This is a genomic window from Micromonospora sp. WMMD729, from assembly GCF_049315225.1.
Taxonomy (GTDB): domain Bacteria; phylum Actinomycetota; class Actinomycetes; order Mycobacteriales; family Micromonosporaceae; genus Micromonospora.
Window position 1 is genome coordinate 6377853 of record NZ_CP186059.1, and the last position, 19938, is coordinate 6397790.

Annotated in this window: 23 protein-coding genes; 19 read left to right on the plus strand and 4 right to left on the minus strand. The window is 70.4% G+C overall.

The window, feature by feature from the left end; translation table 11 throughout:
- The first annotated feature begins 44 nt into the window (after window positions 1-44).
- The 7 genes from ACN263_RS29440 (at window position 45) to ACN263_RS29470 (ending at window position 4392) form a co-directional block, all read left to right on the plus strand.
- A complete protein-coding gene (locus ACN263_RS29440) occupies window positions 45-458 on the plus strand; it encodes a hypothetical protein (protein WP_422737462.1) in 414 nt (137 codons plus the stop codon).
- A 1-nt stretch (window position 459) separates the two neighbouring features.
- A complete protein-coding gene (locus ACN263_RS29445; protein WP_422737463.1) occupies window positions 460-2100 on the plus strand; it encodes a cation acetate symporter in 1641 nt (546 codons plus the stop codon).
- A 251-nt stretch (window positions 2101-2351) separates the two neighbouring features.
- Window positions 2352-2681: a YbaB/EbfC family nucleoid-associated protein gene (locus tag ACN263_RS29450; protein WP_422737464.1), complete on the plus strand. Its 330-nt coding sequence runs from the start codon at window positions 2352-2354 to the stop codon at window positions 2679-2681.
- A gap of 13 nt (window positions 2682-2694) precedes the next feature.
- Window positions 2695-3003: a hypothetical protein gene (locus ACN263_RS29455; protein WP_422737465.1), complete on the plus strand. Its 309-nt coding sequence runs from the start codon at window positions 2695-2697 to the stop codon at window positions 3001-3003.
- A gap of 6 nt (window positions 3004-3009) precedes the next feature.
- A complete protein-coding gene (locus tag ACN263_RS29460) occupies window positions 3010-3504 on the plus strand; it encodes a hypothetical protein (protein ID WP_422737466.1) in 495 nt (164 codons plus the stop codon).
- An 88-nt stretch (window positions 3505-3592) separates the two neighbouring features.
- Window positions 3593-4000 (plus strand): EndoU domain-containing protein, encoded by a 408-nt coding sequence (locus ACN263_RS29465; protein ID WP_422737467.1) that lies wholly within the window; start codon window positions 3593-3595, stop codon window positions 3998-4000.
- Window positions 3997-4392: a hypothetical protein gene (locus ACN263_RS29470; RefSeq protein ID WP_422737468.1), complete on the plus strand. Its 396-nt coding sequence runs from the start codon at window positions 3997-3999 to the stop codon at window positions 4390-4392. Before ACN263_RS29465 ends, ACN263_RS29470 begins: the two co-directional genes overlap by 4 nt.
- 16 nt (window positions 4393-4408) lie before the next feature.
- Here ACN263_RS29470 and ACN263_RS29475 read toward each other — a convergent pair whose 3' ends face one another.
- Together ACN263_RS29475 and ACN263_RS29480 are read right to left on the minus strand one after the other, a co-directional pair.
- Window positions 4409-4762, minus strand: coding sequence for a hypothetical protein (locus ACN263_RS29475; protein WP_422737469.1), 354 nt, complete (start codon window positions 4760-4762; stop codon window positions 4409-4411).
- Window positions 4759-5205 (minus strand): hypothetical protein, encoded by a 447-nt coding sequence (locus ACN263_RS29480; RefSeq protein ID WP_422737470.1) that lies wholly within the window; start codon window positions 5203-5205, stop codon window positions 4759-4761. Before ACN263_RS29480 ends, ACN263_RS29475 begins: the two co-directional genes overlap by 4 nt.
- A gap of 189 nt (window positions 5206-5394) precedes the next feature.
- On the opposite strand from ACN263_RS29480, the gene ACN263_RS29485 reads away from it, so the two are divergent.
- Window positions 5395-6159, plus strand: a complete 765-nt coding sequence (locus tag ACN263_RS29485) for an ABC transporter ATP-binding protein (protein WP_422737471.1) — start codon at window positions 5395-5397, stop codon at window positions 6157-6159.
- The gene (locus tag ACN263_RS29490) at window positions 6144-7853 is read left to right on the plus strand and encodes an ABC transporter permease (protein WP_422737472.1); all 1710 of its coding nucleotides are present in this window, start codon (window positions 6144-6146) and stop codon (window positions 7851-7853) included. Before ACN263_RS29485 ends, ACN263_RS29490 begins: the two co-directional genes overlap by 16 nt.
- On the opposite strand, the gene ACN263_RS29495 is transcribed toward ACN263_RS29490, so the two are convergent.
- Entirely contained in the window at window positions 7850-8050 is a 201-nt protein-coding gene (locus ACN263_RS29495; RefSeq protein ID WP_422737473.1) for a DUF397 domain-containing protein, read from the minus strand. The two genes, ACN263_RS29490 and ACN263_RS29495, sit on opposite strands and share 4 nt — an antisense overlap.
- Window positions 8047-8832: a helix-turn-helix domain-containing protein gene (locus tag ACN263_RS29500; protein ID WP_422737474.1), complete on the minus strand. Its 786-nt coding sequence runs from the start codon at window positions 8830-8832 to the stop codon at window positions 8047-8049. The genes ACN263_RS29495 and ACN263_RS29500 overlap by 4 nt, the downstream gene beginning before the upstream one ends.
- Window positions 8833-9280: 448 nt before the next feature.
- On the opposite strand from ACN263_RS29500, the gene ACN263_RS29505 reads away from it, so the two are divergent.
- From ACN263_RS29505 to ACN263_RS29550, 10 genes are all read left to right on the plus strand, one after another.
- On the plus strand, window positions 9281-10033 hold the full coding sequence (locus ACN263_RS29505; RefSeq protein ID WP_422740867.1) for a flavin reductase family protein: 753 nt from the start codon (window positions 9281-9283) through the stop codon (window positions 10031-10033).
- A gap of 175 nt (window positions 10034-10208) precedes the next feature.
- Complete coding sequence (locus tag ACN263_RS29510; protein ID WP_422737475.1) at window positions 10209-10574, plus strand: DUF485 domain-containing protein; 366 nt, start codon at window positions 10209-10211, stop codon at window positions 10572-10574.
- Window positions 10552-12243 carry a cation acetate symporter gene (locus tag ACN263_RS29515; protein ID WP_421473738.1) on the plus strand — a complete coding sequence of 564 codons (1692 nt, stop codon included), beginning with the start codon at window positions 10552-10554 and terminating at the stop codon, window positions 12241-12243. The genes ACN263_RS29510 and ACN263_RS29515 overlap by 23 nt, the downstream gene beginning before the upstream one ends.
- A gap of 80 nt (window positions 12244-12323) precedes the next feature.
- Window positions 12324-13301 carry an NAD-dependent epimerase/dehydratase family protein gene (locus tag ACN263_RS29520; protein WP_422737476.1) on the plus strand — a complete coding sequence of 326 codons (978 nt, stop codon included), beginning with the start codon at window positions 12324-12326 and terminating at the stop codon, window positions 13299-13301.
- A 76-nt stretch (window positions 13302-13377) separates the two neighbouring features.
- A complete protein-coding gene (locus ACN263_RS29525) occupies window positions 13378-14601 on the plus strand; it encodes an LCP family protein (RefSeq protein WP_422737477.1) in 1224 nt (407 codons plus the stop codon).
- Between the two features lie 180 nt (window positions 14602-14781).
- Window positions 14782-16041 carry an LCP family protein gene (locus ACN263_RS29530; RefSeq protein WP_422737478.1) on the plus strand — a complete coding sequence of 420 codons (1260 nt, stop codon included), beginning with the start codon at window positions 14782-14784 and terminating at the stop codon, window positions 16039-16041.
- Window positions 16042-16211: 170 nt separating this feature from the next.
- Window positions 16212-17174 (plus strand): LCP family protein, encoded by a 963-nt coding sequence (locus tag ACN263_RS29535; protein ID WP_422740868.1) that lies wholly within the window; start codon window positions 16212-16214, stop codon window positions 17172-17174.
- A 58-nt stretch (window positions 17175-17232) separates the two neighbouring features.
- Entirely contained in the window at window positions 17233-17568 is a 336-nt protein-coding gene (locus tag ACN263_RS29540) for a rhodanese-like domain-containing protein (RefSeq protein ID WP_422737479.1), read from the plus strand.
- A gap of 10 nt (window positions 17569-17578) precedes the next feature.
- Window positions 17579-18367: a glycerophosphodiester phosphodiesterase gene (locus tag ACN263_RS29545; RefSeq protein WP_422737480.1), complete on the plus strand. Its 789-nt coding sequence runs from the start codon at window positions 17579-17581 to the stop codon at window positions 18365-18367.
- Window positions 18368-18450: 83 nt separating this feature from the next.
- Complete coding sequence (locus ACN263_RS29550; protein WP_422737481.1) at window positions 18451-19905, plus strand: PAS domain-containing sensor histidine kinase; 1455 nt, start codon at window positions 18451-18453, stop codon at window positions 19903-19905.
- Window positions 19906-19938 lie beyond the last annotated feature (33 nt).

Sequence of the window (19938 nt, forward strand, 5' to 3'; positions counted from 1 at the left end):
GCGTCGGCGCTTGACAATCGCGCGAGGCGGGCAAGACTGCCGGGGTGGCCAAGCAACTCCCTGACGTGGGGTCGGGCGGTGCGGTCCCGCCGCCCCGGCGGGAACGGATCGTGTTGGCCGACATCACCCGGCGCGACACGCGCGCCGAGCGGACCCGCGTGGAGCTGGCCCAGCAGACCCAGGTCGGCGAGGCGCTGGTCCGTGGCCTGGTCCGGGCCCAGCTCGCGCTGGCGTTGCGGTTGTCGCTGGTGGTCGTCATCGGGCTGGGCGGGTTGCCGTGGCTGTTCGCCATCGCGCCGTCGCTCGGCCGGACCACCGTGGTCGGCGTGAACCTGCCCTGGCTGCTGCTCGGGGTGGCCTCGTTCCCGTTCCTGATCGCGGTGGGCTGGGCGTACGTGCGGCTGGCCGAACGCAACGAGCAGGACTTCACCGATCTGGTGCAGCGGCCGGAGCGCTGACGTGGGCAACGGCTACGTGGTCCCGGCGATCGTCGCGGTCACCCTGGTCACCGTCGGCATCGGCTTCTACGGGCTGCGGCTGGCCCGGACCACGTCCGACTTCCTGGTCGCCTCGCGGGCGATCAGTCCGACCTGGAACGCCGCCGCGATCGGCGGGGAGTACCTGTCGGCCGCGAGCTTCCTCGGCATCGCCGGCCTGGTCCTCAAGTACGGCGTGGACGTGCTCTGGTATCCGGTCGGCTTCGCGGCCGGCTACCTGGCCCTGCTGCTGTTCGTGGCCGCGCCGCTGCGCCGCTCCGGCGCGTTCACGCTGCCCGACTTCTGCGAGCTGCGGCTCGGGTCCCGCCGCCTGCGCATCCTCGCCACCGCCTTCGTGATCTTCATCGGCTGGCTCTACCTGGTGCCGCAGTTGCAGGGCGCCGGCCTCACGCTGGCCACGGTGGCCGGCTCCCCGTACCCGGTGGGTGCTCTGCTGGTCGCGGCCGTGGTGACCGCGAACGTGGCGCTCGGCGGGATGAGGGCCATCACCTTCGTCCAGGCGTTCCAGTACTGGCTCAAGTTGACGGCTCTCGCCGTACCCGTGATCTTCCTGGCGCTGCAGTGGCAGGCCGACGGCCGCCCGGCGGTGACGCCGCCCGACGGGCCGACGTTCCGGACCGCGACCACCGTCGTGGTCGAGCATCGCGCGACCCTCACCCTGGCCGACGGCGACATCCGGGAGGTACGCCCCGGCGACGAACTGACCTTCGCGGCCGGCGACCCGGTGCCGCAGGTGTCCGGGATGGCGACCGACGCGGCGGACTGGTTGCTGCCCAGCGCCGCGGGCGCCGACGACCGGGGCCTGTTCGGCACGTACTCGCTGATCCTGGCCACCTTCCTCGGCACCATGGGCCTGCCGCACGTACTGGTGCGCTTCTACACCAACCCGGACGGCGCGGCGGCCCGTCGGACGACGCTCGTGGTGCTGGCCCTGGTCGGCGTCTTCTACCTGCTGCCCACCCTGTACGGGGTGCTGGGCCGGATCTACACCCCGCAACTGCTGGTCAGCGGGCAGACCGACGCGGTGGTGGTCCTGCTGCCCGGCGCGGTCCTCGGCGACGGGCTGGCCGGGCGGCTGCTCGCCGCGCTGGTCTCGGCGGGTGCGTTCGCCGCCTTCCTCTCCACCTCGTCGGGCCTGCTGACCAGCGTCGCCGGGGTCATCTCGACGGACGTGCTCGGCCGGGGCTCGGTACGCGGCTTCCGCCTGGCGACCGTCATCGCCGGGGGCGTGCCGGCGGTACTCGCCCTGCACGTCTCCGGCCTGGACGTCTCCCAGGTGGTCGGGTTGGCCTTCGCCGTCGCCGCGTCGAGCTTCTGCCCGCTGCTGGTACTGGGCATCTGGTGGCGCGGGCTCACCGACCTGGGCGCGGCGGCCGGGGTGCTGGTCGGCGGTGGGGCTGCGATCGGCGCGGTGCTGGTGACCGTTCTCGGGCCGCCACTGTCCGGCTGGCCCGCCACCCTCACCGCGCAGCCGGCCGCCTGGACGGTGCCGCTGGCGTTCACCGTGATGGTCGCGGTCTCCATGGCGACCCGCCGCAGAGCACCGGCCGACGTAGCCGCCACCATGCTCCGCCTACACACCCCCGAAGCCCTGCGCCTGTAGCCCTAAGACCCCCGCAGCCCCCGCGATCTTGCACTTTCTGTCGCGGCAAAACGGGCATTCTTTGCATTCGGGCAACCGAAAGCGCAAGATCGGCGCGAGCGTGGCGCCGGTTCCGGGGCTGAGGTGACGGTCGCGGGATTACTACACTGCGGATCGTGACGAACCCCTCGGATTTGAGCAGGTCCATTTCGGAGCTGCTGTCTACGCTCGACCGCGGTCACACCGGAGGCGATCCAGAGGCGCCGAGCGAGGTGGCGCCTCCCCTCCAAGGCGTCGGCGAGGCATCCGACGGCCTGGTACGCGTGGTCGCCCTCCCGGGTGGACACATCGAGTCGGTGTGGATCGACCCGAGGATGATGCGCTCGGCGTCAGAGAGCCTGGCCGAGGAGATCCGTACGGCCACCAACGCAGCCCTGGCGGACCTGCGGAAAGCGCTGGCCGACGGCACCGCCGCGACGGACACCTCGGGCATGCTGGAGCAACTGCGTGAGCTGCAACGCGGCGCGGTGCCGCAGTTGCAGGGGCTCATCGACACGCTCGGCAGCGTCCAGGACCGGCTCGCCTCCGGCGGAAAGGCCTGACATGGCCCGAATAATGGACCCGGACAGCCTGCGCGGGGCAGGCACCAACCTCCAGGACATCTCGGATCGTTTCCTCACCGAACTGCGCACCTTCCTGGCCGACCTGCAGGGGTTCGGCGCACCCTGGGGCAACGACGACATCGGCAGCCTGATCGGCGCCGCCTGCGAGGAGGTGACCGCGTACGCCGCGGAGTGCTTCGAGTCGGCAATCGAGGAGCTTGGCGTGGTCGGCGTCGACCTCAACCGGATGGCACACCTGGTCGACGAGGACGAGCGGGCCATCACGGCCCACCTGAGCGGTCTCGGCCAGGAACTCGGGTGAGGCGACGTGGGACTGCAACTACCAGGTGAGCTGACCACCTTCCTCAGCATGATCGGGTACGACTGGCCGCAGGCGGACGAGACCGCGCTGGTCGAGATGGGCCAACGGTGGCTCGCCTTCAGCGGGACCCTGCAAACCCTGACGACGGAGGCGGGACAGGCGGCCCAGCCGGTCGTAGCCGTCAACGCGGGTGCCGACATCGACGCCTTCCAGGCGTACTGGACCGAGCAGGACGGGCCGGTGCAGGTGCTGCAGGATGGCGCGCTCGCTGCCACCCTGGCCGGCACCGGTCTGATCATCATCGGTGCCATCGTCCTCGCCCTGAAGATCCAGGTCATCGTGCAGTTGGTGATCCTGTCGGTGGAGATCGCCCAGGCGGTGGCGACGGCGGTGGCCACGTTCGGCGCCTCGCTGGCGGAGATCCCCATCTTCCAGATGATCACCCGCGAGATCGTCGGCCTGCTGATCGACCAGGTGATCGGCGCGCTCCTCGATGGGTAAGCGCGGGCGGGGAACATTCATCCGAGCTGCCCTGTCCCACCTGCGCAAACAGAAGGCACGAGCGCGGCGCGGTCAACGGACGGACGGCATGACGCCGGAACGACTCCGGCACACTCTGCTCGGCGAACGCGACGGCAGAGCTTCGGGCTGGCACCACCGACCGGGCGGCATCGACCCACCGGGCGCGAAACTGATCAAGGTGACGAAACGGGACAACCGAACTGGCGTCTACAACGGCCGGGTCGCCTTCCAGAACCGTCGCACCGGTGAGTGGCAGGAGAAGCGCGGCGGTAGCACCTTCTTCCCGGACCACTGGACACCGCAGGACGTCGACAACGCGATCACCCGCGGGTTCAACTCACCGGACGTCGTCAAGGATCCGCAGACTGGACGGTGGTCGAGCAAGTTCGACGGTGTCCATCTGAAAGGCTTCTACGATCCAGAAACCGACACTCTGAGCCACGGCTTCCCAACTCTGCCTGGAGGCACTCCTTGAGCACTATCGAGTTCCACTGGTCCAAGGAGCGCATCGCCGAGTACCAGTCGACAGACCAGCGGCTCGCGTGCCTGGGGATGTGGTTGACCGACGACATCCAGAGCGTGCACGAACTCTGCCTCGACCTGTTGGCCGATCTTGAGGACATTGCGGCCGGGCGGAAGGAGAAGGAGAGCTGGGAGGGCAACGCCTGGGCGGCCGAGCTGAGCGCCGAGGGCGTCGACCTGCAGAATCTCTGGCGGGATGTCCTGCACGCCCACTATCCGCTGGCGGAGACCCGGCGGGTCGTGGCGCAGTACTGGCGACTGCTCGCCGAGGACCCGGACCGCACCCGGGCGGTCGTCGAGTGGGAGAGCGAGAACGGTCGGGCGCACCCGTACCCGGGACTGTGACGGTCGACGGCTCTGTTCAGTCGGTGGCTCTGGGGTGGCCCGTGCCCGCGTGTTTGACCCAGCAGGTGCGGGTGTCATGGTCGGGGAGATACCAGATGCGGCCGCCAGCGGTGACCTCGTACTGCCACTGAGGCAGCGTCGTGCCGTTGTGAATGGCGGTGGCGAGCGAGCCCTTGAGAGGGTGCTGCCTGCTGGTCGCTGGTGACGGGCAGGGGTCGGATTCGATGGCGTCGAAAGCTGCCCGGGTGTTGGCTGCCGCCTGGCGGCACAGCTCCTCCCAGCCCTTGGCCGCGTCATTGGTGGCGAACCGCAGGGCGTAGCCGCCAAGGCGGGGCGGCGGCGCCGCCCGGTCGCCGCGCTTGGCGCTCACTCTGCGGCCGGTCGGGGCACCGCCCCGAAATCGTCAGAGCCGGGCGCGGCCAGAACGCGGTGCAGGTCGGGATCGGCATGGACTTCGGCGCTGTGCCGCCACTCGGTGAGCAGCTGCGAAATGGCTGCGGTGTTCCCGACCGCCGCTGCAGCCTCTGCCACCTCGAGGAACTCGGTGGCCATCTGCTCGCGGTCCTCAGGTGGCAGGAACCGCACCCAGGGCAGCACGGTCGGCAGTGCCTCACGCACCAGAGTCGGATCCCGCCGCACCACGCTGGCCAGCAGCCGGGCGGTCAGGTCCACGACCTCACCTTCGGCCGTTGCCCGGTCGGCCGACATCAACACCAGGTCAGCCGCGTCACGGCGGCGCAGCCGCACCGCACGCGCGTGGGACAGCCTCTCTGCTGTCTCAGCGGGCTGCCGGAGCAACTCCGAGAACGGCACGGACTCCAAGGGTATCGACACGACATCAACACTACTTCAGAAGTCTGGAGATCGCACGACCTACACACTGTTCGATCGAGTACAGATCGGCGATGGGCGGATCAAACCGGGAGGCTACGTCTCGGGGATGATCGCGCGTCCGACCTGTGCCGGACGGCGGAACTGGCAATCGGCGGATAACGTCGGGCCATGACTGGTGAGCATCCCGCGCTCGTGCTGCGTGGTCTGGCTAAGCGGTTCGACGGCACGGTGGCGGTCGCCGGTGTCGACCTGGACGTACCGGCCGGGTCCTTCTACGGGCTGCTCGGTCCGAACGGCGCCGGCAAGACCACCACGCTGTCGATGGCGGTCGGCCTGTTACGGCCGGACGCCGGCGCGGCGTGGGTGCTCGGCCAGGACGTGTGGCGTGATCCGGTCACGGCCAAGCAGTTGCTCGGCGTGATGCCCGACGGGGTACGGCTGTTCGACCGGCTCAGCGGCGCCGAACTGCTGGCGTACCACGGGCTGCTGCGGGGGATGGACCCGGCGGTGGTCGACCAGCGGGCCGCGGAGTTGCTGGACGTCCTGGCGCTCGGCGACGCCGGCCGGACGCTGGTGGTGGACTACTCGGCGGGCATGAAGAAGAAGATCGGCCTGGCCTGCGCCCTGCTGCACGGCCCCCGGGTGCTGGTGCTGGACGAACCGTTCGAGGCGGTCGACCCGGTGTCGGCGGCGCTGATCCGCGACATCCTCACCCGGTACGCGGCCGGGGGCGGCACGGTGGTCTTCTCCAGTCATGTGATGGAGGTCGTCGAGCGGTTGTGCTCGCATGTGGCGATCCTGGCCCAGGGCACCATCAAGCGGGTCGGCACGATCGCGGACGTCCGCGGCGACCGGTCACTGGAACAGGTCTTCGTCGAGGTGGTCGGCGGGCGTACCGCGACCGGTGACGAGTTGTCATGGCTGTCTCGGTGAACCCGGCCACCGCGGCCACCGCACCCGCCACCCCGGCGCGCACGGTCTCCGCGCGGCACTTCGTACGCCTCAAGCTGCGGGTGATGGGCAACAACTTCCGGGGCCAGGGCTGGCGGATCGCCATGTTCGTCGGCGGAGCGCTGGTCGGCCTCTGGTTCGCGGCCGGTGGCTTCTTCCTGTTCGCCGCGCCGGGCATGACGGACAACGCGCAGTACGCGGTGCTCGTCGCGGCCGCCGGCGGGGGCCTGCTGGTGCTCGGTTGGCTGCTGCTGCCGCTGGTCTTCTTCGGCGTGGACGAGACCCTCGACCCGGCCCGGTTCGCGCTGCTACCGCTGCCGCGCCGCACCCTGGTCGTCGGCCTGTTCGCCGCCGCGCTGGTCAGCGTGCCGGTGCTGGCGGCGGCGGTCGCCTCGCTGGGCCTGGTGCTGACCGCCTGGGCGCTGGGCGGCTGGTCCGCCGGCGTGGTGGCGGTGCTCGGCGTACTCGCCGGGTTGCTGCTCTGTGTGGCCGCCAGCCGCGCGGTGACCAGCGCCTTCGCCAGCATGCTGCGGTCCCGTCGGGTCCGCGACCTGGCTGCCGTGCTGCTGGCGGTGACCGCCGCGCTACTCGGCCCGTTGCAGGTCTTCGGCCTGGCGGCACTGCGCCAGACAGACTGGACCCGACTGACCGGGCCCGCCTCGGTGCTCGGGTGGACGCCGTTCGGGGCGCCGTGGACCGCCGGCATCGACGTGGCGCAGGGACGGGTCTGGGCCGCCCCGCTCAAGCTGCTGATCACGGTGGCCGCGATCGGCGCCCTGCTGGCCTGGTGGTCGCGGTCGCTGGAGTCGGCCATGGTCGGTTCGGCGACCGCCGGCCGGGCCCCGGCCCGAGGCGGCGTCGAGGGCGGGGCGGTCGCCCAACTCTTCCCCCGCGCCGCCGGCTGGGCCCGGCGGGACCGGTTCGGCGCGCTCGTCGCCCGGGAGGCCCGCTACTGGTGGCGGGACGCCCGCCGCCGCGCCAACCTGATCACCATCGCGGTGGTCGGCATCTTCGTCCCCGTGATGATCAACCTGGGTGGGGCGGGCTTCGCGTTCGAGTCCGACGCCGGCTCGACCGGGGCCTCGGACAGCTCACCCGTGCTGGTCACCCTCTCCATGATCTTCGTCGGCGTACTCGCGTCGACCACGCTGGCCAACCAGTTCGGCTTCGACGGCAGCGCATACGCGGCGAACGTCGTGGCCGGCGTTCCCGGGCGGGTCGAGCTGCGTGCGCGGATGACGGCCTTCTCGCTGTACGTCCTACCGATGCTCGCGGTCGTCGCGGTGGTGCTGTCGACGGTGCTCGGCCGCCCGGGCTGGATCCCGTTGACCGCCGGCAGCCTGGCCGCCACCTACGGCGTCGGGTTGGCGGTGAACAGTTTCGTCTCGGTGCTCGGGGCGTACTCGCTGCCGGAGACGAGCAACCCGTTCGCGATGAACAGCGGCGCGGGCGTGGCGAAGGGCCTGCTCACCCTGGTGACCATGCTCGCCACGGCGGTCGCCGCGGTGCCGATGGTGGTGGCCGCCGCGCTGCTCGGCGACGCCTGGCTCTGGCTGGCCCTGCCGCTCGGCACGGGGTACGGGCTGGGCGCGGCGCTGCTCGGCGCGTACCTGGCCGGTGACGTACTGGACCGGCGTCAGCCGGAACTGCTGGCCACCGTCACGCCACGCCGCTAGGCGGCCGGGCCGCGAGACGCGTGGGCGGTGAGGAAATCGGTCCAGGCCGACGGGCTGAACGTGAGCACCGGGCCGGACCGGTCCTTGCTGTCCCGCACCAGCACGACACCGGGCAGATTGTCCGCCACCTCCACGCAGTTGCCACCGGAGTCGGTCGACCGGGTGGAGGTGCGCCAGCGCGGCTCAATCATCGTCATGGTGTCACCTTCAGCTTCCGAATCAGGTCCATCGACGCACCTGTGGACAGTGCTTCGCCGAGCAGACTATCCCATTTGCGATCAATCAATCGGAGCATCTGCGGGTCGTCCATTACGTGTCCGCGAGCAGCATTCTCCAGGTAAAGCACCCTGTCTCCGTCGGGCAGGTCGGCGAATACGAAGCCGCCACCGAACCCGACGTGCTCGCCGACGCTCAATGGAATGACGTGCAGCCGCACGAACGGAAGGTCTGCCACCTCAAGCAGTCGACCGAGTTGGGCATTGAGCACGGTGTGGCCGCCCACAGGGCGATGCAGGCCCATCTCATCCACCAGGAAGACACAGTGCGGCGGCACCTCCTGAGACAAGAGCCGTTGACGTTCCAAGCGAACCGCGACAAGTTCGTCGACCACGGCCGGCGGCTGCAATCCACCCGCCGAGATGACGGCGCGGGCGTATTCCTCGGTCTGCAACAGGCCGGGCACAAGACATGCCTCGAAGGCACGCAGGCGCGTCGCCCGCTGCTCGTAGCCGCGCCACGGAACGAACCACGATGGGCCGTGCTCGTGGTCCGCAGCCTTCAGGAGTTCGGCGAGGAGGCCACCGGTGGCCAGGGCTTCGTCGGCGGCCACCGCGAATTCCATCGTCGGTCGGCGGCGGCCAGTCTCGATGGCGGCCACCGTGGACGGACTCCACCTGATCAGGGTCGCCAGGGCCTCCTGGGAAACGTCGGCACCGGCCCGGGCGGCCTTCAACGCCCGTACCCACATCTCGATGTTCATCCTTACCTCTTAAGTAAGTACGTGACTGCGGTGCGTAGTAAGCCCTGGAATCCTCCCGTGTCCGCGCCGCGCCGTCCAGGGTGGAGAGCACGCGGCCCGGCCGGTGGAGGCGATGACCCGGCGGCTGGTCCTGCGTCGGGGCCGTCCCGGTCATTCCCCCGGTCGGGGCGGCCCCTTGATCGACCGGGAGGAGGTCAGCCGTGCCCGAATTCATTCCTGGTCGGGGCGGGACGCGGTGGTCGTACTCGATGAGGAACGTGGCGGCGACGGCTGTGCCGGGCGCGATCGAGCCGGCACGCGGCGGCGCGGCGCGGCGCGATCGGGGACCTGACATCCCGACGAGCGTGATGCCTGTCAGGCATCAAGATGACGCACCGGCATCACGCTCACTGAGGTGTTGCCTCCTGCCGGCCGCCGGAGGTGTGGGGTGAGCCGGCCGCACCTGCCGATGCGGCCGCTGTGGCGGTGTCGGGGCTGCGGCGCGCCCTGGCCCTGCCAGCCGGCGCGGCTCGCGCTGCTGGCCGAGTACCGGGACGACCACACGGCCCTGCTGTTCTACCTGGGCACGCTGATGGCGGAGGCGGGCGACCAGCTCGCCCGGCTGAACGGGCGACCCGCCGACCTGCACGCGCGCTTCCTGGGTTGGGTGCGGGACCGGGGCGGCACAATGTTTCACGTGAATCATGAGCCGGGTGCCGAGATCCACCACACCGACCCGTTCGCGGTGCCGACCGGACAGCGGTCACCGGCCCGTCGGCTGCGGGGTCGGCTCGCCGCGCCGGTGACCCTCTGGACCGCGCCCGGCCCGGCGGGTCTGACGGTGTCGTCGACACTGGTCGCCGAGGGGGAGCCGGACCGGTTGCTCGGGCTGATTGACCCGGAGTCCGACCTCTGGGCGTCCGTCGAGGAGGCGGGCCGCTTCGCCGTCGCGCCGCTCGGCCCGCCACACCGGCAGCTCGCCGACCGCTTCGCCGGCCTCTTTCCCGCGCCGGGCGGGCTCTTCGCCACCGGGTCGTGGACCGAGACGCCCTACGGGCCGGTGCCGTCCGACGCCGGCGGCTGGGCGGGGTGCCGGCTGGACACCGCCCGGGAGTACGGCTGGGGCCTGCTGGTGGAGGCCACGATCGAGGCCGTCGACCTGGTCGAGGACACCACGCCGCTGCTGCACTACCGGGGGCGGTACCACGAGCTGCCGGGCTGACCAGGCGCCCCGGACGCGCGACCGGTCACCGGGGTGACCTGGGTCACTCGGCGCACCCAGCCAACCGCTCGGCGCAGTCGACGACCGGCGTCGATCTCGACCTTCCCCGTCGGGGAGCGTGCCTCCTACGGTGCGCGCAACTACCCCCGACGCCTGTGAAGGTGGTGATCCACAGATGTCCACGGACACACCCGCGCCGACCGCTTCCCAGCCGGACAAGTACCTGGCCGTACAACAGTCAGACGAGTTCGCCGGGTTGCGGCGCGCGTTGCGCGGCTTCGTCTTCCCGATGACCGTCGCGTTCTTCCTGTGGTACGCGCTCTACGTCATTCTCTCCGCGTACGCCCGGGACTTCATGGGCACGAAGCTGTTCGGCAGCAACATCAACGTTGCGCTGATCTTCGGCCTGCTCCAGTTCGTCTCGACGTTCCTGATCGCCTGGCTCTACTCGCGGTACGCGGACCGGAAGATCGACCCGGTCGCCGACCGGATCCGCGCCGAGATCGGGGAGGTGACCCATGACAACGGTCCACGCGGCTGACCTGCTCCTCGCGGCCGACGCGACGAACCACACGGCCCGCAACCTGACCATCACGCTGTTCCTGGTGTTCGTGGCGGTGACCCTGGGCATCACCATCTGGGCCAGCCGGCAGACCAAGACGGCCACCGACTTCTACGCGGGCGGCCGCTCCTTCTCCGGGTTCCAGAACGGCATGGCGATCGGTGGCGACTACATGTCGGCCGCCTCGTTCCTGGGCATCGCCGGCATCATCGCGCTGTACGGCTACGACGGCTTCCTCTACTCGATCGGTTTCCTGGTCGCCTGGCTCGTCGCCCTTCTGCTGGTCGCCGAACTGCTGCGCAACTCCGGCCGGTACACGATGGCCGACGTGCTGGCGTTCCGGATGCGGCAGCGTCCGGTGCGGACGGCGGCTGCCGTCTCCACCATCACCGTGTCGATCTTCTACCTGCTCGCCCAGATGGTGGGTGCCGGTGCGCTGGTCGCGCTGCTGCTCGGCATCAAGCCGGGCACCACCTTCCTCGGCATGGACGCGGCCACCGCCAAGGTGGCGACCATCATCATGGTCGGCGCCCTGATGATCATCTACGTGACCGTGGGTGGCATGAAGGGCACCACGTACGTGCAGATCGTCAAGGCGTTCCTGCTGATGAGCGGCGCGCTGCTGATGACCGTGCTGGTGCTGGCGAAGTACCACTTCAACCTGTCCGAGCTGCTCGGCGCCGCCGCGTCCGCGTCCGGCAAGGGCGACAAACTCCTGGAACCGGGACTCCGGTACGGCGTCGAGGTGGCCGGGAACGCCACGCAGACGTTCTACAACAAGATGGACCTGCTCTCGCTCGGCATCGCGCTGGTGCTCGGCACGGCCGGTCTGCCGCACATCCTGATCCGCTTCTACACGGTGCCGACCGCCAAGGCCGCCCGTAAGAGCGTGCTCTGGGCCATCGGCATCATCGGCACCTTCTACCTGCTCACCCTGGCCCTGGGCTTCGGCGCGGCGGCGATGGTGGGTGGTGAGGCGATCACCGCACAGGACAAGGCCGGCAACACCGCCGCGCCACAGTTGGCCGAGGCGCTCGGTCTGGAGTTCTTCGGCGGTGAACTGGGTGGCGCGGCCCTGCTGGCGATCATCGCGGCGGTCGCCTTCGCCACCATCCTGGCCGTGGTCGCCGGGTTGACCCTGGCCTCCTCGTCCAGCCTGGCGCACGACTTCTACGCCAACGTGCTGAAGAAGGGGGAGACGTCCGAGCGCCAGGAGGTACGGGTCGCCCGGATCTCCGCGCTGGTGATCGGCGCGATCTCCATCCTCCTGTCGATCTACGCGCAGAACCTCAACGTGGCGTTCCTCGTGGCGCTGGCCTTCGCGGTCGCCGCCTCGGGCAACCTGCCGGCGATCCTCTACAGCCTGTTCTGGAAGCGGTTCAACACCTCCGGCGCGGTGTGGGCGATCTACGGCGGTCTGCTCTCGGCCGTGGTGCTGGTGTTCTTCTCACCGGTGGTCTCGGGTGCGGCGACGTCGATGTTCCCGGACCACGACTGGCAGTGGTTCCCGCTCTCCAACCCGGGCATCCTGTCCATCCCGTTCGGGTTCCTGTGCGGGTTCGTCGGCACCCTCATCTCGAAGGAGCACGACGAGGACAAGTACGCCGAACTGGAAGTCCGCTCCCTCACCGGCGCGGGCGCGCACTGACGCGCCAGTTGTCAGGGCCCCCTGCACAACGCGCCAGGCGTTGGCAGGGGGCCCTTCCTTCGGTCGGTAGGCTGGCCGGCATGAAGGTTGCTGAGCGATTCGGTTCCGGTCACCGCGTTCTCGTCACCGGCGGCGCCGGTTTCGTCCCGTCGCACCTGGTCGACTCCCTGATCGCCCGGGGCTGCACGGTGGTGGCGCTGGACAACTTCGTCACCGGTTCCAAGGAGAACGTCGCCCACCTGCTGGACCGGCCAACCTTCACCCTGGTCGAGGCGGACATCTCCGACGGTCTGCCGACGCACCACCCCGCGCTGGCCGAGCGCTTCGACGCGATCCTGCACATGGCCTCGCCGGCCAGCCCCACCGACTTCGCCCAGCTACCGGTGGAGATCCTCCGGGTCGGCTCGGTGGGCACCCTGCACCTGCTGGAGCGCGCGGTCGCCGACGGCGCCCGGTTCCTGATGGCCTCCACCAGTGAGGCGTACGGGGACCCGAAGGAGCACCCGCAGCGCGAGACCTACTGGGGCAACGTCAACCCGATCGGCGTCCGTAGCGTCTACGACGAGGCGAAGCGCTTCTCCGAGGCGGCCACCATGGCGTACCACCGGTACCGGGGGCTGGACGCCGCGATCGTGCGGATCTTCAACACGTACGGCCCGCGGATGCGCCCGGACGACGGTCGCGCCATCCCCACCTTCATCTCCCAGGCGCTGCGCGGCGAGCCGATCACCGTGCACGGCACCGGCAACCAGACCCGGTCGATCTGCTTCGTCGAGGACCTGGTGCGGGGCATCCTGCTGCTGCTCGACTCGACCGAGACCGGCCCGATCAACTGCGGCACCGAACACGAGATGTCCATGCGTCAACTCGCCGAGTTGATCGTGTCGCTCTCCGACAGCAGCTCGCAGGTGACGTACATCACGCGCAGTTCGGACGACCCGGAGATGCGCCGCCCCGACCTGACCCTCGCTCGTGAACTGCTCGGATACGAGCCGACCGTGACGCCCGAAGACGGCCTCCGACGCACGATCGAGTACTTCCGGGCGCGGCTAGGGTAACCGGCTCGGCGCGGACCGCCGATCGCTGAGTGTCGCCTGAGGGCGGTAGTGGCCCTCGCTACGTACTCTGATTTGCATGTCAGCGACCCCTGCCGGCGTTCCCCACCCGCACCTGCACCGCAGCGCCGGGCGCGCCTCGGTGCCCGGCCCCGACCGGGGCGCCTCCGGACGCGCGCGTCCGCCCGAGGCGCACTGGTACCCGTCGCACGACGACCGGCGGACCGGCCCGGGCGGCCCGGTGGGACCGACCGGACCTGGTGGGCCGGGTGGCGCCGGCGGGTCGGGACGACGTGGGCCACGGCCGAGGTGGGGGCGGATCGGTCTGGTGGCCGGCATCACGGTGCTGGTGCTGGCACTCCTCGGTGGCCTGGGCGCGTGGCTGTACGCGCGCAACCTCAACAACGACCTGGCCCGCACCGACCCGTTCGCCGAGATCACCGGCGGTCGGCCGGCGAAGCCCGTCGACGGCGCGCTGAACATCCTGCTGGTCGGCAGCGACTCGCGGGACCCGGACGCGCCGGTCGACTCGAAGAGCCAGTGGCGGGCCGACACGATCATCGTGATGCACATCCCGGCCGACCATCAGGAGGCGTACCTGGTCTCCATCCCGCGTGACCTGTACGTGCCGATCCCGGAGAGCGCCGGCGCGGACTGCGGCTCCGGCCGGCGCGCGAAGATCAACGCGGCGTTCGCCTTCGGTGGCCTGCCGCTCGCGGTCCGTACCGTCGAGTGCTTCAGCGACGTCCGGATCGACCACGTCATGGCGATCGACTTCGGTGGGTTCAAGGAGGTCACCGACGCCCTCGGCGGGGTGGACCTGAAGGTGGAGCGGACCATCACCTCGATCCACAAGCCGTACCGGACGTTCACCAAGGGCACCAACCACATGGACGGCGCGGAGGCCCTGGACTGGATCCGGCAGCGCAAGCAGTTCCCGGACGGCGACTTCGCCCGGATGCGGCATCAGCAGGAGTTCCTGCGGGCACTGATGGACAAGGCGGCCAGCACCGGCACCCTGGCGAACCCGAAGAAGCTCAACGACTTCCTCAAGTCGCTGACCGCGGCGGTGACCGTCGACCAGGGTTTCTCGTTGACCGATATGGCAGTGCAGTTCCGCAACCTGCGCGGTGAGAACCTCACGTTCCTGACCAGCCCGAACTCGGGCAGCGACACGATCAACGGCGAGTCGGTGGTGGTCTCGGACCGGGAGAAGGCGCTGGCGATGTACAAGGCCATGTCGGCGGACACCATGGCGGACTGGGTGAAGGCCAACCCGCCGAAGAACTCCGACGGCGGATGAACGCGGAGTAACACGGCGGTCTACCCAACGCGAGTCGGGCTCACCGTTTCGGTGATCGAGTACGACCGATCGCACGGTTGACGGTACCTGTCGTCCCAATTGAGTCCAGATGAACTCGCAAAGTCGAATTGATGTACGTACAGTGGTGCCGCCCCCTCCTGATCACGAGCTGGAGCACGAATGCCGGTTCAGGCCAGCCGTCGCCCTCCGTCCACGAAATCCGCCGCAGCGAGCGGCCGGATCGCCGCGTCGATCCCGATGCAGCCCGGCCCGTCGGGCGGCGGCCCGGGCGGTCGTCCGCCCGGTGGCGGCGACAATCGGACGGGCGGCAAGGGGCCGGCGAAGAAGCGGCCCCGGCGCAAGGATCCGCTCTGGGCCCGCCTCACCGTGGTTTTCGGTGCCGTGCTGATGCTCAGCAGCGGGGTTGCCATCGTCGGCTCGAAGGTGCTGATCGGTCAGGCCACCGGCGACATCGCCCAGCGCAACCTGCTCGGTGAGGCCGGCAAGACCGACGCCGAGGGCGGCGCGAGCCTGGACGGCCCGATCGACATGCTGCTGCTCGGTGTGGACGCGCGGGAGCGGTGGGCCGCCGACGACGTCCGGTCGGACAGCATCATCATCCTGCACATCCCGGCCTCGCACGACCAGGCGTACCTGATCTCGATCCCCCGGGACACCGAGGCGCAGATCCCGCCCTTCAAGAAGAGCGGCTTCCCCGGCGGCACGGACAAGATCAACGCCGCTTTCCAGGCCGGCGCCCGCAACGGCGGCGGCTGGGAGGGTGGCGCCCAGCTGATGGCCCAGACGATCAAGCGCCTCACCGGCGTCAGCTTCGACGGCGCGGCGATCATCAACTTCGGCGGCTTCAAGAACGTCATCGACACGCTGGGCACGGTCAAGATCTGTGTCAGCCACGAGGTCAAGTCGAAGCACATGTCGTTCGTCGACGGCAAGCCGATGTGGAACGCCGACGCCAAGAAGACCGGCAAGTCGATGACGCCGGTGGTGCACAAGAAGGGCTGCCAGGAGATGGAGGGCTGGGCGGCCCTCGACTACGCCCGGCAGCGCTACGGCCTCCCTGGCGGCGACTACGACCGGCAGCAGAACCAGCAGCAGCTGATCAAGGCGATGGCCCGCAAGGCCACCGACGGCGGCATGCTGACCAACCCGGCCAAGATGAACTCGTTGATCAAGGCGGCCGGCAAGGCCTTCGTCCTGGACACCGGCGGTGTGCCGATCGAGAACTTCATCTTCACCATGCGTGGTGTCACCGCGAACGAGTTGACGATGTTGAAGACCAACAACGGCAACTTCAACGGCAACGGCAACAACCGCGAGGCATTGAACGCGGAGACGATGCAGATGTTCGAGGCGGTCAAGCAGGACAAGCTCGCCGAGTTCGTCTTCAACCACCCCGAGGTGATCTCCGGCCGCAAGTGAGCGGGCATCAAGTCGCGGAAAGCCCGGCGACCGTCCCGTCACGGACCGTAGCCTGACGTGAGCACTGTTCACGTATCGGCTGCGGGGAGGCGGTCACGTCCAGGTGGGGACGGAACGCGGCCGGCCGGGCACGCCCGGCCGGGCCACGCCGCGACCGCTGGCCACGCCTCCTGCTCGGCCTCGGCCTGGCCCTCGTCCTGCTGGCGGGGCTCGCCGTGGTCGGTCTGAAGACGCTGAGCCACCGGTACGACCGTACGGTGACCAAGGAACAGTTGCTCGACGCCGACGCCCGTACCGACCGGACCGACCTGGACGGGCCGCTCAACTACCTGCTGATCGGCACCGACCGACGCGCCGGCAGCAGCGAGCCGGACCAGCGCTCGGACACCATCCTCATCGTGCACGTGCCCGCCGGGCGGCGTGCGGCGTACCTGATCTCCATCCCGCGTGACCTGCTGGTGGCGATCCCACCGGCGAACGGCTTCGGCGGCGGCCCGGACAAGATCAATGCCGCGTACGAGCACGGTGGCGGCGGGCCGGGCGGCACCCGGCTGCTCTCGAGCACCCTGAACCGGCTCACCGGCATCCGGTTCGACGGCGCCGCCCTGGTCGACTTCTCCGGCTTCCGGAAGGTGATCGACCTGCTGGGCGGGGTGCAGATGTGCGTCGACACCGAGGTGCGCTCGATCCACACCAACCGGGTCTTCCCCACCGGCTGCCAGCGGATGGACGGGGCGCAGGCGCTGGACTACGTACGGCAGCGCTACGACCTGCCCGGCGGCGACTACGACCGGCAGCGCCACCAACAGCAACTCCTGCGGGCGATGCTGGACAGCGCCGGCGACGCCGACCTGCGCAACAACCCGGTCAAGCTGGACCAGGTGCTCCGCGCGGTCGGCGGCTCGTTGACCGTCGACACCAACGGCGTACCCCTTGAGGACCTGCTCGTCGCGCTCCGCGCGCTGCCGCCCGACGGGATGCGGGGCGTCCAGGTGCCCTCGTCGCCGCAGACCATCGACCAGGTCTCGTACGTGGTGCTGGACAACGGCGGCAACGGGCTGTTCGAGGCGGTCCGGGGCAGCCGGGTACCGGCCTGGGCGCAGGTCAACCCGCGCTGGGTGACCCGGTTGTGACCGTGGCGACGGCCGGGTCGGTGCCGATCCGGCCCGCGAGGATCTAGTGTTGCTTCCTGTGTTCGGACCCCAGGTTCCCACCGTGCCCGTGACCGAGATCGACGACGACACCTACCTGCTCGACGTGCGGGAGGCCGACGAATGGGCGGCCGGCCACGCCCCCACCGCCCACCACCTGCCGATGATGGAGTTGCCGGCGCGGCTGGCCGAGGTGCCGACCGACCGGGACGTTGCCGTCATCTGCCGCTCCGGCGGACGATCCGCCCAGGTCGTCGCATACCTGGTCAACAACGGCTGGGGACAGGTGCGCAACGCCGACGGCGGGATGCGCCAGTGGGCCGCGGTCGGCCGAGCGGTGGTCGACGCGAACGGGCAGCCCGGCCAGGTCATCTGAGGCGGACGGGATGGGCGGGCCACTGGTCTTCGCGCACCGCGGCGCCTCGTACGACCTCCCGGAGCACACCCTCGCCGCGTACCTGCGCGCCCTCGACGAGGGCGCCGACGGGCTGGAGTGCGACGTCCGGCTGACCCGGGACGGTCATCTGGTCTGTGTGCACGACCGGCGGCTGGACCGGACGAGCAACGGCCGCGGGCTGGTCAGCGCGCGGACCCTCGCCGAACTGGACGCGCTGGACTTCGGCTCCTGGCATCCGGGCGGCGCGCCGAGCGGTGACCTGCCGCCGGACGAGTCGCACACCCGGCTGTTGACCCTGGCCCGGCTGCTCGACGCGGTGCTCGCCGCCGGGCGGCCGGTCCGGCTGCTGGTGGAGACGAAGCATCCGTCCCGCTTCGGCGCACAGGTGGAGCGGCGGTTGGTCGACCTGCTCCGGCAGTACGGGCTGGCCGACCCGGCACCTGACGACCCGGTCCAGGTGACCGTCATGTCGTTCTCCCCGCTGGCCGTACGGCGGGTCCGGGAGCTGGCGCCGGCACTGCCCACGGTGCTGCTGCTGGAGGTGCTTCCACCCTGGCTGCGCCTCGGCCGGTTGCCGTTCGGCGCGCGCATCGCCGGCCCGGGTATCGGACTGCTCCGGGCCCGCCCCCACCTGCTGCCCGCGCTTCGCGCCGCCGGCAACCAGGTGTACGTCTGGACGGTCAACGACCCGGCCGACGTGGAGCTGGTGCTGGCCGGGGAGGTGGACGGGATCATCACGGACCGACCGGCGCACGTCCTGGCCCGGCGGGACCGCTGAACGGGCCGGTCGGGGCGAACGAGCCGATGCCTACCCGACGTCCGGGGGTGCCGAAAGCCGGGCCGGCGGGGCAGACTCGGCACATGCCGGAGCGTATCGATTTTCCCGCTCTTCTCGCCGGCCACACCGTCGTGATCGAGATGATCAATGCAGGGGACGCGGGCCTACCGGTCCTCACCCAGCTCCTCCGGTTGACCCAACCGGCGCTCGGCGCGAGCGGGATGGCCTTCGTCGAGTTCGGCCCGACCGGCGGCCGGGTGATCGCGGCCACCGGCGCGGCGGAGTGGGCGGTCGGCCGTCCGCTCGCGGTGGACGACCCGGACACCGTCCGGCTGCTCTCCGGCCCCCGGGTGAGCCAGGTCCGGGTGACCGACCTGAGCGGCAAGCTAGCCGCCGAACTGGCCGGCAGCGGACTACGCCGGATGGTGGTGTCCCGGGCCGAGATCGGCGGCCACACCGTCGGCAGCCTGCACGCCCTCTATCCGGGTGACGACGGGCCGGACGCCGAGCACCAGGGCGTCATCGCGTACCTCGCCTCGTGCGTCGCGCACATGTACGGCGACCAGAGCGGACTGCCGGTGCACGGCGACGGGCCGGTGGTGGCGGCGCTCGCCGACGGGCTGGCGGTGGTCGACCGGGACGGACACGTCCGGCTCTGGAACCCGGCCGCCGTCCAGGTCACCGGCTGCGCGACGGACCAGGCCCTGAACCGGCCGTTGCCGTTCCCGCTGCCGCCTGCGGGCCAGGTCCGCGACCACCGGCTGCCGGACGGGCGCTGGCTGCGCATCACCTCCGGCGACCTGCCCGGCCCGGGCGCGCTGCGGGTGGTGACCTTCCGCGACATCACCGACCAGCAGCGCCGCGACCACGACCGGGAACTGTTCGTCGCGGTGACCAGCCACGAGCTGCGCACGCCGGTCACGGTCATCAAGGGGTACGCGGACACCCTCACCGACCACTGGGAGTCGCTGACCGACGGCGACCGACGGCAGGCCGCCCGGGTTATCGGGCAGCGCGCCAACGAGTTGGCCCGGTTGGTCGACCGGCTGCTCTCCTCGGCGGCCGAGACGGGGCCCGCCGACGAACCACCCACTCCGTTCGACCTCGGTGCGGCGCTGCGCGCCGCGGTGGTGGACCTGCCGGCGGAGCTGCGGCACAGGCTGACGCTGCACCTCCCCGTCGACCTGCCCAAGGCGCTCGGCCACCGGCCCAGCCTGGCCACTGTCCTGACCGAGCTGGTGACCAACGCCGGCAAGTACTCGCCGCCGGGCTCCCCCATCGAGATCACCGCCGGGGTCGACGGTCAGTTGGTCGCGTTCCGGGTGAGTGACCGCGGCATCAGCATCCGGCCGGAGCACGTGGAGCGGGCGTTCGACCGGTTCTGGCAGGGCGAGTCCGGGGACCGGCGCGGCTACCCGGGAGCGGGGCTCGGCCTCTATCTCGTCCGCCGGATCGTTGAACAACAGAATGGATGGGTATCCCTACGTCCGAGGACCGACGGCGGTACGGTCGCAGAGGTGCGGCTACCGCGCGGTTGACCAGCGGGGCGCGACGTGGAGGCGACGGTGGCG

What these genes read in the sequence shown, in the direction of transcription:
- ACN263_RS29500 (WP_422737474.1), bottom strand. Translation starts at nt 8,832, where the DNA reads ATGAACATCGAGATGTGGGTACGGGCGTTGAAGGCCGCCCGGGCCGGT.
- ACN263_RS29455 (WP_422737465.1), top strand. Translation starts at nt 2,695, where the DNA reads ATGGACCCGGACAGCCTGCGCGGGGCAGGCACCAACCTCCAGGACATC.
- ACN263_RS29530 (WP_422737478.1), top strand. Translation starts at nt 14,782, where the DNA reads ATGCCGGTTCAGGCCAGCCGTCGCCCTCCGTCCACGAAATCCGCCGCA.
- ACN263_RS29510 (WP_422737475.1), top strand. Translation starts at nt 10,209, where the DNA reads ATGTCCACGGACACACCCGCGCCGACCGCTTCCCAGCCGGACAAGTAC.
- ACN263_RS29495 (WP_422737473.1), bottom strand. Translation starts at nt 8,050, where the DNA reads ATGACGATGATTGAGCCGCGCTGGCGCACCTCCACCCGGTCGACCGAC.
- ACN263_RS29505 (WP_422740867.1), top strand. Translation starts at nt 9,281, where the DNA reads ATGCGGCCGCTGTGGCGGTGTCGGGGCTGCGGCGCGCCCTGGCCCTGC.
- ACN263_RS29485 (WP_422737471.1), top strand. Translation starts at nt 5,395, where the DNA reads ATGACTGGTGAGCATCCCGCGCTCGTGCTGCGTGGTCTGGCTAAGCGG.
- ACN263_RS29490 (WP_422737472.1), top strand. Translation starts at nt 6,144, where the DNA reads ATGGCTGTCTCGGTGAACCCGGCCACCGCGGCCACCGCACCCGCCACC.
- ACN263_RS29515 (WP_421473738.1), top strand. Translation starts at nt 10,552, where the DNA reads ATGACAACGGTCCACGCGGCTGACCTGCTCCTCGCGGCCGACGCGACG.
- ACN263_RS29525 (WP_422737477.1), top strand. Translation starts at nt 13,378, where the DNA reads ATGTCAGCGACCCCTGCCGGCGTTCCCCACCCGCACCTGCACCGCAGC.
- ACN263_RS29545 (WP_422737480.1), top strand. Translation starts at nt 17,579, where the DNA reads ATGGGCGGGCCACTGGTCTTCGCGCACCGCGGCGCCTCGTACGACCTC.
- ACN263_RS29550 (WP_422737481.1), top strand. Translation starts at nt 18,451, where the DNA reads ATGCCGGAGCGTATCGATTTTCCCGCTCTTCTCGCCGGCCACACCGTC.
- ACN263_RS29465 (WP_422737467.1), top strand. Translation starts at nt 3,593, where the DNA reads ATGACGCCGGAACGACTCCGGCACACTCTGCTCGGCGAACGCGACGGC.
- ACN263_RS29520 (WP_422737476.1), top strand. Translation starts at nt 12,324, where the DNA reads ATGAAGGTTGCTGAGCGATTCGGTTCCGGTCACCGCGTTCTCGTCACC.